Origin of the sequence: Clostridium sp. CX1, from assembly GCF_025398335.1 — a bacterium.
Taxonomy (GTDB): domain Bacteria; phylum Bacillota; class Clostridia; order Clostridiales; family Clostridiaceae; genus Clostridium_AM; species Clostridium_AM tanneri.
Map to the genome: position 1 here is coordinate 20,061 of NZ_JAODOO010000005.1, position 14,968 is coordinate 35,028.

12 protein-coding genes and 1 riboswitch are annotated in these 14,968 nt (G+C 31.2%); all 12 genes read right to left on the minus strand.

Going from position 1 to position 14,968, the window contains the following annotated elements; genetic code table 11:
- Nucleotides 1-6: 6 nt before the first annotated feature.
- Complete coding sequence (locus N4T77_RS06840) at nucleotides 7-1,362, minus strand: glucose-6-phosphate isomerase (RefSeq protein WP_261671013.1); 1,356 nt, start codon at nucleotides 1,360-1,362, stop codon at nucleotides 7-9.
- Between the two features lie 350 nt (nucleotides 1,363-1,712).
- On the minus strand, nucleotides 1,713-3,245 hold the full coding sequence (gene guaA, locus N4T77_RS06845; RefSeq protein WP_261671014.1) for a glutamine-hydrolyzing GMP synthase: 1,533 nt from the start codon (nucleotides 3,243-3,245) through the stop codon (nucleotides 1,713-1,715).
- An 18-nt stretch (nucleotides 3,246-3,263) separates the two neighbouring features.
- Nucleotides 3,264-4,718, minus strand: a complete 1,455-nt coding sequence (guaB, locus tag N4T77_RS06850; protein ID WP_261671015.1) for an IMP dehydrogenase — start codon at nucleotides 4,716-4,718, stop codon at nucleotides 3,264-3,266.
- Nucleotides 4,719-4,806: 88 nt separating this feature from the next.
- Nucleotides 4,807-4,904, minus strand: a riboswitch (purine riboswitch).
- An 80-nt stretch (nucleotides 4,905-4,984) separates the two neighbouring features.
- Nucleotides 4,985-5,740, minus strand: coding sequence for an A24 family peptidase (locus N4T77_RS06855; RefSeq protein ID WP_261671017.1), 756 nt, complete (start codon nucleotides 5,738-5,740; stop codon nucleotides 4,985-4,987).
- Between the two features lie 236 nt (nucleotides 5,741-5,976).
- Nucleotides 5,977-6,468 carry a pilus assembly PilX N-terminal domain-containing protein gene (locus tag N4T77_RS06860; RefSeq protein WP_261671018.1) on the minus strand — a complete coding sequence of 164 codons (492 nt, stop codon included), beginning with the start codon at nucleotides 6,466-6,468 and terminating at the stop codon, nucleotides 5,977-5,979.
- A 62-nt stretch (nucleotides 6,469-6,530) separates the two neighbouring features.
- Nucleotides 6,531-7,007 carry a PilW family protein gene (locus tag N4T77_RS06865; RefSeq protein ID WP_261671019.1) on the minus strand — a complete coding sequence of 159 codons (477 nt, stop codon included), beginning with the start codon at nucleotides 7,005-7,007 and terminating at the stop codon, nucleotides 6,531-6,533.
- A gap of 10 nt (nucleotides 7,008-7,017) precedes the next feature.
- Nucleotides 7,018-7,380, minus strand: a complete 363-nt coding sequence (locus N4T77_RS06870) for a type II secretion system protein (RefSeq protein WP_261671020.1) — start codon at nucleotides 7,378-7,380, stop codon at nucleotides 7,018-7,020.
- Nucleotides 7,381-7,547: 167 nt separating this feature from the next.
- Nucleotides 7,548-9,524, minus strand: a complete 1,977-nt coding sequence (locus tag N4T77_RS06875; protein WP_261671021.1) for a prepilin-type N-terminal cleavage/methylation domain-containing protein — start codon at nucleotides 9,522-9,524, stop codon at nucleotides 7,548-7,550.
- 28 nt (nucleotides 9,525-9,552) lie between these two features.
- Nucleotides 9,553-10,371 carry a hypothetical protein gene (locus N4T77_RS06880; RefSeq protein ID WP_261671022.1) on the minus strand — a complete coding sequence of 273 codons (819 nt, stop codon included), beginning with the start codon at nucleotides 10,369-10,371 and terminating at the stop codon, nucleotides 9,553-9,555.
- On the minus strand, nucleotides 10,371-11,840 hold the full coding sequence (pilM, locus tag N4T77_RS06885; RefSeq protein ID WP_261671023.1) for a pilus assembly protein PilM: 1,470 nt from the start codon (nucleotides 11,838-11,840) through the stop codon (nucleotides 10,371-10,373). Before pilM ends, N4T77_RS06880 begins: the two co-directional genes overlap by 1 nt.
- A 107-nt stretch (nucleotides 11,841-11,947) precedes the next feature.
- Nucleotides 11,948-13,144 carry a type II secretion system F family protein gene (locus N4T77_RS06890; RefSeq protein WP_261671024.1) on the minus strand — a complete coding sequence of 399 codons (1,197 nt, stop codon included), beginning with the start codon at nucleotides 13,142-13,144 and terminating at the stop codon, nucleotides 11,948-11,950.
- Between the two features lie 9 nt (nucleotides 13,145-13,153).
- Nucleotides 13,154-14,827 carry a GspE/PulE family protein gene (locus tag N4T77_RS06895; RefSeq protein WP_261671025.1) on the minus strand — a complete coding sequence of 558 codons (1,674 nt, stop codon included), beginning with the start codon at nucleotides 14,825-14,827 and terminating at the stop codon, nucleotides 13,154-13,156.
- Nucleotides 14,828-14,968 lie beyond the last annotated feature (141 nt).

Sequence of the window (14,968 nt, forward strand, 5' to 3'; positions counted from 1 at the left end):
AATCTATTACTTAAGTCTTGCTTCTAACTGGGCTTTCATCTCTTCGTATCCTGGCTTACCAAGTAGAGCAAACATATTCTTTTTATAGGCTTCAACTCCTGGTTGATCAAATGGATTTACTCCCATTAGGTATCCACTAATTCCACAAGCTTTTTCAAAGAAATATACTACATAACCAAAATAGTATGCAGTTAGTTCTGGTATATTTACAACAAAGGCTGGAACATCTCCGTCACTATGAGCTAAAACTGTTCCTCTTAAAGCTTGATGGTTTACAAAATCCATAGTTTTATCTGCTAAGAAGTTTAATCCATCTAGATTATCTTCATTCTTCTCTATAGTCACATCTTTTCTTGGTTTTTCAACATTTATAAATGTTTCAAATAGAACTCTTAAGCCTTCTTGTATATACTGACCCATAGAGTGTAGATCCGTTGAGAAGTCCGCAGCTGCTGGGAATATTCCCTTATTGTCTTTTCCTTCACTTTCTCCAAATAATTGTTTCCACCACTCACCAAAGTAATGCAAGCAAGGTTCAAAGTTAACTAACATTTCTGTAGTCTTACCTTTTCTGTATAACGCATTTCTAGCTGCAGCATATTTATAAGCATCATTGCTATTAATATCTGGATTACTATAAGTCTCTCTTGCATCTGCCGCACCTTTCATCATTTCTTCAATGTCAATTCCTGCTGCTGCTATTGGTAGAAGCCCAACTGGTGTTAAAACTGAATATCTTCCTCCAACATCATCAGGAATTATAAAGGTTTCATAGCCTTCTGCATCAGCTAAAGTTTTTAATGCTCCTCTAGCTTTATCAGTTGTTGCAAATATTCTTTCCTTTGCACCTTCTTTTCCATATTTCTTTTCCATCAAATCTTTGAAAATTCTGAAGGCAATAGCTGGTTCTGTAGTAGTACCAGATTTAGATATAACATTAACGGATATATCCATTCCATCAATAGTTTCTAATAAATCTGTCATATATGTAGAGCTTATGTTATTTCCTACATAGAATATAGCTGGTCCTTTTCTCTTATCCTTTGATAAGCTTCCGTAGAAGGTATGTGTAAGCATTTCTATTGCGGCTCTAGCTCCTAAATATGAGCCACCTATTCCTACAACAATAAGAGCATCAGAATTACTTCTTATCTTTTCAGCAGCTTTCTTTATTCTATTAAATTCATCTTTATCATAATTAACAGGTAGATCGACCCAACCTAAATAATCATTACCTGCACCTGTTCCTTCATGAAGCATTTTATGAGCCTCATTAACAAATGGTTGTAAACCTGTAACTTCATGCTCTTGTAGATAAGGCATTGCATTGCTTAAATCTAAAGTTAAACCTTTTTTTGACATAACTCTACCTCCCTGTTGAATATTAAGACTCAGTTTTAAATATAACTATTTAAAGTTCATTTATATTGAATAATTAGTATTCCCTTTTAAAATTTATCTTTTACTTAAACTAGTCCTAATTGAAATTCTATTCTAATATTATATATAAATCAAGCCATGACAATACATATTTTACAAATAAAGTATTTGTAACCATTTACAGCAGAAATATTTTTAACTTTATAAAGACTAAGTTTATTATTCGCCTTCAATGGTTTTTTTAAACAAAAAAGTGCTTTTGATTATTTATATTTAGAAATAATCAAAAACACTTTTTATATTATGCAAGTATTGGATTTACTATGTTTATTCTATTCCCACTCAATAGTTGCTGGTGGTTTTGAAGTTATGTCATAAACAATTCTGTTTACTCCCTTAACTTCGTTTACTATTCTTCTTGATACCTTATCTAAAATTTCATAAGGTATTCTAGCAAACTCTGAAGTCATTGCATCAGATGAAGTTACTGCTCTTAGTGCTATTGTATGACAATAAGTTCTTTCATCTCCCATAACTCCAACTGAACGTATATTAGGAAGGCAAGCAAAATACTGCCATATACTTTCATCAAGTTTTGCAATAGCTATTTCATCTCTAAAAATAGCATCTGCTTCTCTTACGATTTCTAATTTTTCTTCTGTTATTTCACCAAGAACTCTTATAGCAAGACCTGGTCCTGGGAACGGCTGTCTCCAAACTAGTTTATGAGGAATTCCTAGTTCTTCCCCTACAGCTCTTACCTCGTCCTTGAATAATTCTCTTAGTGGCTCTATAAGCTTAAATTGCATGTCTTCTGGAAGTCCTCCAACATTGTGGTGACTCTTTATTGTTGCAGATGTATCTGTTCCACTTTCAACTATATCTGGATATATAGTACCTTGAACTAAAAAACTAATCTCTCCTAAATTATTAGCTTCTTCTTCAAATACTCTTATAAATTCTTCTCCTATAATTTTTCTCTTTTTCTCAGGGTCTGATACTCCTGCAAGCTTTCCTAAGAACCTATCCTTTGCATCTACTCTTATTAAATTCATATCAAATTGTTTTCTGAAGATATTTTCAACCTGATCTCCTTCATCTTTTCTAAGAAGACCATGATCTACAAATATACAAGTTAATTGCTTTCCAATAGCCTTATGAACAAGCACCGCTGCTACTGATGAATCAACTCCACCGGATAGAGCACAAATTACTTTTTTATCTCCAACCTTTTCTTTTATAGCTTTAATTTGTTCCTCTGCAAAGGAAGACATAGACCAATCTCCCTTTAACTCACAAATTCTAAAAAGGAAGTTTGAAAGCATCTTCTTTCCGAAAGGTGTGTGCTCAACTTCTGGATGAAATTGAACGCCATATATCTTCTTTTCTACATTTTCCATAGCTGCTACCGGTGTCTGTGTTGTTGTTCCAATTATTCTAAAACCATCCGGTGCATTTTCTACATAATCCGTATGACTCATCCAGCAAATTTCATTCTCTTCTATTCCGTCAAATAATGTACAGGAGTTATCTAATTTAACTTCTGTTTTACCATATTCTCTTACCTCTGGACTTTTAACATTTCCTCCAAGAGTGTGAGCAATAAGCTGCTCACCGTAGCATATTCCAAGCACTGGTACACCTAATTCAAATATTTCCTTATCAATTCTAGGAGCACCCTCTCCATAAACGCTGTTAGGCCCACCTGTGAAAATTATTCCTCTAGGGCTTTTTTCCTTTATTTTATCTATTGAGTATGTGTATGGAACTATCTCACAGTACACATTATTTTCTCTAACTCTTCTTGCTATAAGTTGATTATATTGTCCACCAAAGTCTATTATTAAAACTAATTCTCTTTTCATCAGTTACCTCCAAGTTTTTTATTGATTTACACTATAATTTGGCGCTTCTTTAGTCATTGATATGTCATGTGGATGACTTTCTCTTAATCCTGATGATGTTTGAATTACAAAAGTAGCAGTTTCATATAATTCATGTAAAGTCTTAGATCCAAGATACCCCATGCCTGAGCGAATTCCACCTAAAAGTTGGAATATAGTTTCTGCAACATATCCTTTATAAGGCACTCTTCCTTCTACACCTTCAGGAACTAGTTTCTTATTACCTTCTTGGAAGTATCTATCTTTACTTCCACAAGCCATTGCCGATAAAGAACCCATTCCTCTATACACCTTATAACTTCTTCCTTGATATATCTCTGTTTCTCCTGGTGACTCTTCACAGCCAGCAAACATTGACCCCATCATAGCTACCTTAGCTCCCGCTGCTAAAGCCTTTACTATGTCTCCAGAATACTTAATACCACCATCTGCAATAACTGGAACTCCGTACTTATTTGCTTCTTCCACACAATCCATTACTGCTGTAAGCTGTGGTACTCCAACTCCTGCTACAACTCTAGTTGTACAAATAGATCCTGGTCCTATACCTACTTTAATACAGTCTGCACCTGCAAGAATTAAATCTCTTGTTGCTTCGGCTGTAGCAACATTACCTGCAATAACTTGTATATCCGGATAATTTTCCTTAATAGTTCTAACTGCATCTATAACTCCTTTGGAATGTCCATGAGCTGTATCTACTGTTATTACATCTACACCGGCTTCAATAAGAGCAGCTACACGCTTTAACATATCTGCAGTAACTCCTACAGCTGCACCACATAAAAGCCTGCCTCTCTCGTCTTTTGCACTATTAGGGAATATTTTTACCTTTTCAATGTCTTTTATAGTTATAAGTCCTTTTAAATTAAAGTCTTTATCTACCAAAGGGAGTTTTTCTATTTTATGAGTTTTAAGAATTTCTTTTGCTTCTTCTATAGTAGTGTTTTCAGGAGCTGTAATTAAATTTTCGCTTGTCATAACCTCTGATACTTTTCTACCATAATTAGTTTCAAAAACAATATCTCTGTTAGTTATTATTCCAACTAACTTTCCATCAACAGTTATAGGAACCCCTGATATTCTATATCTGCTCATAACAGCTAGCGCATCTTCTATAGTGTGCTCTGGAGAAAGATAAAAAGGATCTGTTATTACTCCGTTTTCCTGTCTTTTAACTTTGTCCACTTCTGCTGCTTGTTGTTCTATAGTCATATTCTTGTGTATGATACCAATTCCGCCCTCTCTTGCAATAGCTATTGCCATCTTAGATTCCGTAACAGTATCCATACCAGCACTCATAAGAGGTATATTTAATTTTATCTTCTTAGTTAAGTTTGTAGCTAAGGTAACCTCTTTTGGTAAAATCTCTGACTTATTTGGAACTAGAAGAACATCATCAAAAGTATATGCTTGTTTTAAAATTCTTGCCATTAGAACACACTCCCTTAAATTATAATTTGAATAAACAAAAAAACCACACTAATTGCACTATTACGTGAAATTAGTGTGGTTTTAGCCGTACCACAATAACTTCACTCATAGTCAGGAATTTACGGCTCCCGGTAGATACTCCCTGCCATATTCAGGGTATATACGAGTAAATTTAAAATCATTCAATTTTTCTTTCTTTCAAATTCATTGTTTACATTATTTTATTCAATTTTTATGCTTTTGTCAATTAATTTATGACGAAATTTTTAGAATATGCCATACCAAAGGAGTATTTTGTCTCCGAAAAACACGGTAAAGACTGCTGCCAGGGCAATAAAAGGCCCAAAGGGAATATAGTCTTTTCTATTTTTTTTCTTTAAAGCTATAAGTATTAAGCTAATTACTGAGCCGAAGATAAAGGAGAAAAACAACATAACTATGGTTAGTTTTAATCCTAGGAATAACCCGCTGTAAAGACATATCTCTGCATCTCCCCAGCCCATGCCTTTGGTAAGGACTATTATTAGGGCTATAACTCCCCCACCTAGTAACCCTCCATATATATACTGTTTGAAATCGCTATATAAATATCCACTGGCTGCTATAAATGATAGAGCAAGTACAACTCCTACAATGGTTGTACTAAAATACACATCTGTAGTATCCAAATCAATAATTCCAACTACAATGAGAATGGTTATGAAAGCTATATATTTTAATGTTGTTAGGGTTAGTCCATATTTTATATATATTACAAGATACAATACTCCTGTTATAAATTCAATTACTGGATACCTTATAGATATCTTTTCTCCGCAGTGTCTGCATTTGCCTTTTAGTAAGAATATGTAGCTAAATATAGGAACTAGATCGTACCATTTTATTTCTCTGTCACAGTTAGTACAGTGAGATGGTGGATACGCTATAGATTGTCCTTTTGGTATTCTGTATATGCAGACGTTTAGGAAGCTTCCTATTATGAAGCCGAATATCATTATAAATATTCTAATTAATGTGTTCATTTTTCCCTCCATAAGTTTCTACTATATTATCATTTTACCATAAAATCATTAATCTAATTCATAGGCATAAAAATAAAAACAGAAGCAACTTATACTCCTATTTTTACTCATAATCTAATGGTATTTTATCCCCCATACTTAGCCAGTTTATTGTTTTTCCTCAACTTACACTACTTTTCTCTGCTCACAAATATCTTGTCTTATTTATCCTTAAATCTTTATAGATTTTTTAAGCCCTAACCCCTATAAACTTTCTTAGATTTTATAGAATAAGATGCATAGTTATAATTTATATTATCATTACTTTTATAAATAACAGATACATTTGCAACTATAACATATCCCTGAGAACCATAGCTGCCAGAGGAATAAAGATCAAAAGTATACTCCTTCGTATAAGTTATTGGGTTACCTATCTGAGTAACTTTATTGGTGATTTCATTCATAAGAGTAACATTATAAAATGACATGTTATCACCATAAAGACCACCAGCGTTATGAAGATTAGTCATTATAGTTCCGCTAGATACATCACAATTTTTGCTATTAATATAATTTATAGAATCATAAATCCCTGCTTCAGCACTATAGTAAGCTTTAGTTCTATTAGATGTATCTGAGGCTAATCTATTATTTTTAATACTAGCATCTAGTATTAATGCTGCTAGTACAAAGGTTAACATCATAATAATAATAACAATCAAAAGAGCAGAACCTTTCTTTTTCATAAAACTCTATACCTCCGCTTGGTGCCCCATGCAGCATAAAAATAACAACATTGGATTGTTCTCTATTTATTTATATTCACAGCAGTAGAGCTTGTGCTCTTAGTATCTCCCTCTGAAGCTGAAATAGTAATCAGCATCAGTTCATTTTCGTCATTTGAACCTCTTTCAATTTTAATTGAGTCTATATTAGAACACTGGTTACCACTGCTGTCACTTAGAATCTTATTTGTACTATTATAATATAATATTATATCGGTATTTGAAGTATTTACTACGGTTGAATCTAGGTCTATTATAACCTTTCCTCCGGAAAGCACTTTAGTTCCATTTACACTTATATTAGTAAAGCTGTAATTTCTAATTTGATCAGTTATCATATTTAAAGCTTTATTTCCATTATACTGAATATCTATATTGTTATTAAAATTAAAGGACTGTTTTACTTGAGAAAAAAAAGTCTGGTAAAGATACATAGAGAATATGGTAAAAACCGCTATAGCTATCATTAGTTCAATTAATGTAAATCCTTTTTTCTTCATGAACTTCACCTTACTTTTTTAAAAAATGTGATGTTAACACTACTTCATTATTTTTATCAGCAATATTTTTACGTACTCTTATAGTCACTTCTAAAAGTTTTGGTGGCCCTTCACTGACAGTTTTAGATTGCACCACAACATAATAGTTATCAACTTTCTCATAGTCTCCATTATTATAGTTACCAACGTCTGTAGTAGCGGTTTTAAATTTTTCTAAAAGTTTTTGTGCTTCCATCGTCATATTTTGTCTCTCAATTTGTAGCCTTATATTTTTATTTGCTGTAATATTGATTCTCACAATAAAAATAGACAATATCAAAAATATGGTTGTGGCAATCATGATTTCTATATAAGTAAAACCTTCTTTTCTCATTTTAAACCTCTATTTTTGTATAGATTTATAACTTAGAACCTTCAAAACCTAAAGATATGTTAATTAATCTTTCAAGTATTTCTTATTTATTACTTTCTAACACCAAAACTCCTACACTGATGAAGCTAATAATTTATTAATCAAATTTAGTTTCACTAATGTAAAACTTATCGAAAATATTTTTCAAAACAATTATTGATCTTTCTCTTAATATTTTCAGTATATTGATTACTACTTAACTGTGTCATAGTAAAGTGAGCATTTGTATCAGCATTTTTAGTGATTATAGCCGAATTATTAAATGTTATACTATTAATATTATTAGCAAACGTCATCTTACCTGTGCAGTAGATTATGAAATTATTAAATACTAAATCTTTAGTTCCCCAATTATTTATACTTCCTTCAATAGAACAATCTCCATCAATTATAAGCAATTTATAAATATTAGGATTTATATTTTCACTTGTAGGTGCTAGTGCTTGCTTTAATGCATTATTATCTGATCCTCGAATTACACGAAAAGCTAAATCATTATAAGTTGTAACGTCATAAGCATTGCTATGTACAATACCACTTTTGGTAGTCTTAATTTGATTAGGTGTAGTAATACGTGTAATAGGTGTTGGCTGCACTGCTGGTTCACTTGGCTCTTGATGAGCAGATACAAGTACTGGATTTGGGTATATTGAATTACCTTTAATGAAATTATTTATATAAGTCTTTAAGCTAGTTGTATAAATACTAGCATTTTTGTAGTCAAACGTATTAGCCTCTATATACGTATCCCCAAAGGCTACATTCTTGTTTATACTTACTGTATTTCCTTTAAGGTAAGTGCCGGCATTTATATTTATACTTTGACCATTATTACCAAAATCTAAATTATTTGTTGAAATCATTGTTATTGGACCCTTTGAATCTAATTTATAGTAGAAATCCATATCGTTTTTAGATTGTATATATGCCGAACTATTTCTATCTAAATTAAAATTCCTACCTCTATTAGTGAATTCAACATTTCCTTCAGATATTGTAGAAAACTTACTATTTGTTAAGCTTATATCACTGGAAAAGATAGCCTCATTATCACTCTCAATTTGAACATTACCATTGCTAAAACTTGTATTAATACTTGAATTACCAAAGTTAACTTTATTATTAGCCAAGATAGAAACATTGTTATTTGATTGAAAATTACTATTTAAATCAATATTATATGCTTGAAAATTTACTATTCCATTAACGATTTGATTCTGACCACTCCCATTCCCAATATTAATACTATTTTGCCCTCCAACACCTAAAATTGAAAAATTACCATTAATATCTGAATTCTGTTTAAGTGTAATCTGTTGGCCTTGTAAATATACAGAACCTGTAATGCTCATTGTGGTGCTATTACCTAAATTAACTTGAGTACTACTATCACCTAGTACATTAAAACAGTTCGTAGCTAATAAATCTGCAATTGTATTACCGTTAGTGTCTTCTCCGTCATCTCCTCCATCACCTGGTGTAACACCTCCCTTAACAATAGGCGGTGTTGGTGGAAATTTAATAATATATATGTTAACCATTTCTCCGCTGTTATCCACACCATATAAGACATATCCCGTACTATAAACAACAATTACTACATTTCCTTTAAAGTCTACCCCTTTAGGCATCATTGAATTATTAATTACAGAATTATTATCTGAAGGCAAATTACCAGTGCTATAATACACTAAAACCGATGAAGTCGAAGAGGGGCTTTTATTTGTTATATTGCCTTGAGAATATACAATAGAATTATTGCTAGTAAAAGGATTTGTCAAGGCATTACTACCTGAAAAATTAGAAGTCATATCTGGTCCAATCCCAATATAACTAGTATTATCATTATTATTGCTTTTCAGAATACTATCAAGAGCCTGTTCCTGTGTCTTTCCGCCGATAGTGATCACTTTATACTGAATACCATCTTTTCCCGATCTATTCTCAAGATAACTTCTAACTAACATCACATTAGTAGTTACATTTTTATTTTTTGATTGAAGCTTAATAGCTCCTACCTTTGGTACTAATACTACAGACAGCAAAGCTATAATCGCCAAAACTATCATAATCTCTATTAGTGTAAATCCTCTTTTTCTAACCACATTCTCCCCCCTTCATAAAAAGTTTTCACTACTTAAACATCTCTGAAAAACTTCCAAACCCTTTATCATTCTCATCAAAGAATGGATAACTTTTAAACTGTTCATAACTCTTATTACTAATCTGTATGTACTGAACAAAAGTTATATTCGCCATCATCTCATAGAGGTTAGTCATAGTCACTCCATTTCCTCCTTGTACAGATGGTTCATTTTGTGCATTTTGTACATTGTTTGGTATTTTAACATCCTGAGAGTTGCCATTAATGTTGTTATTTTGATGACCTTCTTCACTTTGCTGCATTTCAGCTGGAGCAAGAACTATATTTTTAACATTAAGCTTTCTATCAGTTATACTATTAAGGTTATTTAACATATTACCTATATTTTGCTTGTTTCCTTTTATAGACAAATCTATAGTAAGACTTACCAATACTAAATCTGAGTTTTTTTCTGAATTATTATTGTTATTAGTATCAGTATTTTCATTATTATTTTCTGTTTCAGAAGTTGCTTCCAGTTGAAACTTAATACTATCTCCAGTTACTCCATAAAGCCTGCAAAAGTTGTAAAAGTCATAAATAAGCTTTGGAGTATCAATTTCCCTAGGAGCCATATCATCTAATTTTTCACTTTCAACTTTGAGATTAGAAACATTCTCTTTTAGGCTGTGTATACTAGCTTTTTCTTTTTCTAAGGAGTTCAGTTTATTTAACTTTTGTTCATAGCTTTTCTTTAAATCTATTATTTTCTGCAATCGAGGATTTATATAATAAGTATATATACTATAATTAGCTATAAATGCTAGTAGGCAAATTAAAATTATAATTTGTCTTTTATTTTTGTCCATTATTTAGCCTCCGATTCCTTTATCTTCAGATTAAAGCTTGCTTCAGACACTGAATCATCAAGTTTTACCTCATCTACTTCAACAGGTTCAAATATATTCATTTCATTTATAGCTATGACAAGTCTTGCTACATCAATCGTACTATTTTGTATATTGAATATAACAATTGCATCTGCATTATTAAGCGTTATGGATTTTATAGTTACCTTTTTAGGCAGGCCTTTTTGCAATGTTTCTATTATAGCCACATAATCGAATTGTTCATTTGCTACTTGATTTATATACTTAATTTTGGTCTCATAAAAATTCTTCTGATTATTTAAATCACTTATAGTTTTTTCTACATAACTTAAAGACGCTATTTTATTTTCTATTTCAGCTGTATTATATTTTCTTTCTTTCTGAAAAAAATATATACTAGTGGCTGATGTCCAGATAATAGTAATTAGTAAGGCAATTGCTGCTACCTTTATTAATATATTTTTATCATTAGTAATGCTTTTACTTTTATTCTTTTCAAGTCTTCTTGCAAAATTAATACTGTATTCTCTTTTTCTGAAAGGTTTAATAGAGTTTGCTATAATGTCTGCAAAAATATTTATATTCTCATTTACCTTTGAAGTAATTTTTGTACCTATTCCCTCAATTCCAACAGTAGGCTCTATACCAAAGCTGTTTTTAATAGCTTGATATAATTCTCTGTTATCCCAAAACTCTCCTGTAATAAATATATTCTGCACCCTATTCCCAAAGTGTCTTGTATCATAAAAGTTAAGAAAATATCCAAAGTTCTCTACCATATCTTGAAAGCTGTTTTCCTCACTATGACTTTCTGATAGTATATTAGAATATAAAAATAACTTATTATTATCAAATATAGTTACATTACTTTTTTCTTTATCTGTATCTAATATTGCAATACTTGTATTTCTATAATCATCAACTATATTTTTAATAACTTGAGGATATATCCTTATATTTTTTACAATAAGACCACAAATGTTTATAAACTCCAATATATTATCTAACTTATACTTGGGTACTGCAGCTAATATTATGTGAAACCTGCCTTTTTTATCCTTGTTTTCGGCTTTTTCTTTTTCAATAATTTCAAAGTCATAATAGTATTCACCAAGATTTACTGCAAAATAATCATTTATATTGTTTTTTATAAAGCTTTCAAGTTCTTTTCTTTTCATTATAGGCGTTTCTATATTTCTTGTTATAATACCATCTACTGAAAGAACTAAGTCTACTTCCTTAGTTTTTACCCTGCTTTTATTACGAATAGTCTTTATTATATTTGAATTTTCATCACTGTTATAGGATATATCAACAGTATTTATAACAGTATGTGGTTTAATTGTTGCTACTCTTAAAAGCTTTACTTCCCCTATTCTTTTAGCTATCGCAACTATGTCTATACTGTTATCTTTTATACTAAATATAAGCTTTCTATTAGAACTCAATTTATTTCTCCCCTTAGTTTGTCACGCCTAAATTTTATCCTATATTCTAACTTTAATAATATTCTTCAAATTATCTCTAATATTCTATACAGAATGAATATTATTCTTTACTGTAACCCCTGAGACATTTGCATAATTGGCAATGTTACTGCAACGATAACTGTTCCTACTATGAGTCCTATTAACAGAGTAAGCACAGGTTCTACTAAAGATGTAAGTCTGCTTATACTTGTTTCAACTCTTATATCATATCTATCTGCCAAGCTAAAAAGCATCTCTTCAAGCTTTCCTGTTTCTTCTCCAACTCTTATCATTTGAATTACAAGAGGTTCAAACATCTTTTCATTTTCTAATGAATCTGCAATTTTATTTCCATTTATTATCTCACGCTTTACATTCTCAATTTTTGTTGCTGCAAACTCATTTCCTAAAATATATTTTAGGTTATCTAGTATTTCAAGCATAGGTACTGCTGATTTTAAAAATATACCCATAGTTCTTGTAAATCTTGCTGTCATTATATTCATTTTAGCATCCCTAATAATAGGTAGTTTAAGTAGTATTTTATCATAACTATATCTAACTTTAGGTAAAGTTTTTGCATAAATAACAAGTATAATTATTGCAAAGATAAGTATAGTAATTATAAGCATATTATTATTAATATAGTCCATGCATATTAACAAAAGCTTTGTAATAGCAGGAAGATTTGTATTATCTTTAAACAATTCCTCAACTTCCCCAAAAATATAGAAATTAAAAAATGCCATCATGGCTATAGCTACAACTAAAATTAGTACTGGATATATAGATGCACTTTTTATCTTAGTCTTTACACTTGCCTCTTTTTTATAGTAGCTTTCCATATTAAAAAGAATAGTATCAATTTCTCCACTTAATTCTCCGGTTCTTACCATATCCGTTAATAGCCTTGGAAAAACTCCTGCGGCTTCCATAGCAGCTGTAAGAGTTCTTCCCTCTCTTACTCTTGTAAGTACCCCTTGAATAACCTTTTTCATATTTTTCTTTTTAGTTTGTTCATATAATATTTCAAGACCTCTTACAATGCTGACACCGGAGTTTACAATTATAGCAATTTGTCCACAAAAATCTGATAAATTTTCATCACTTAAGGTCATTTTGAAAAGTTTCAGCTGAAATATGTCGTTCTTTTCTTTAATGTATATAAGTTTTAGTCCCCTATCCCTTAATCTTTCTTCTGCAATATCCCCATCATCTTCTTCGATAACACCCTTAATTATATTAAAGTTTTCATCATAAGCTTTATATAGATACTTTTTCATAGTATACTCCTAATATCCATAAGTTACCCTAAGCATTTCTTCTACAGTAGTAATTCCACTTAAAACCTTTTTCTTACAGGAATCCTTCAAAAGAATCATACCTTTTTCTACTGCCTTTTCTTCAATCTCCATCTCACTAGCCTTATTATCTATAAGTATTCTTATACCTTTATCCATAGTCATTATTTCAAATACTGCAATTCTTCCTTTATATCCTGTATTATTACACATACTGCAGCCTTTTCCCTTTTTTATTTTAACAGGATGATCTAAGCCAAGTATTTTTGTTTCTCTCTCATCACTTAAATATTCCTCAGCGCAATTAGGACATATTCTTCTAACTAATCTTTGAGCTATAACTCCACCCAAGGTGGAAGAAAGTAAAAATGGCTCAATTCCCATATCTAGTAATCTTGTTATTGTCCCCGCTGCATTATTTGTATGAACTGTAGAAAAAACTAAGTGTCCTGTAAGGGCGGACCTTATTGAAATTTCTGCAGTTTCATTATCTCTTGTTTCTCCTACTAGTATAATATCTGGGTCCTGTCTTAATATACTTCTAAGACCGCTTGCAAAGCCAAAACCAATCTTTGTATTAACTTGCATTTGGTTTATTCCTTTTAGGTTATACTCTACAGGATCTTCTATGGTTATTATATTTTTATATTCGTCATTTAAAACATTAAGTATTGAATATAAGGTGGTAGTTTTACCACTTCCTGTAGGTCCTGATACCAATATTATACCATAAGGCTTCGTGATAATATCGATTACTTTTTCATATTCTTCAACTCCAAGTCCAATTTTCTCAATACTTACTGAAAAATTACTCTTGTCTAAGATTCTCATAACAACTTTTTCCCCAGTAATAGTAGGAATAATTGATACTCTTAAGTCAATATTTTTTTGTTTTGCTCTATAAGCTATTCTTCCGTCCTGAGGGAGCCTTGTTTCTGCAATATTCAAGTTAGCCATAATCTTTATTCTACTAAGTACTGGAGTTAACATCCCAATATCTGATCTCATAATCTCTCTGAGTACACCGTCTACCCTAAATCTAACTCGCAGTTCCTTTTCTTCAGGCTCTATATGAATATCTGAAGCTCCATAAAGAATTGCATTTTCTACAATGCTATTGATAAACTTTATAATTGGAGCTGCATTTTCATCCTCTATTTCTTTTTCTTGAATATCTGATGATTTAATTCCATATATCTTATTATAATTTTGAGCTGCTTCCTGTGCTCTGCTCTTTCCATAGTATTTTTCGATATTTTCTAGTATACTTTCTCTTAGTGAAATAGAAGGTTTCACAGCATATCCCGTAGCCACTCTTATATCCTCAATGGCAAAGTAGTTTAAAGGGTCACTCATAGCCACATGTAATATTCCATTTATGATATCCACAGGAATTGCTTCATCTTTTCTTGCAATACTTTCAGGAATAACGTCTATGACATCTTGTCTTATGTTAAGGTTGTCCAAGTTTATTGACGGTATTCCAAGCTGGCTTTTAACAGCTTCTATTATCTGTTCATTAGTAGTAAAGCCCTTACTTACAAGTATTTCACCAAGTTTTTCACCTGTGTTCTTTTGTAGAGTAAGGACCTTTTGTAGAATTTCTTCTGTTATAACATTTGCATCTATTAAAATTTCTCCGAGACGTTTTCTTACTCTTGTCATTACTTCACTTCCCATATTATTTTAATATTTATTATGGTTGCTAGTTATTTTTTACATAAGAATGATCTTTTTTAATATTGTATCTGAAATTGTAAGTATCACAATATTAAAAAACCTGTACCTTTATTCAAGCTTTTATAG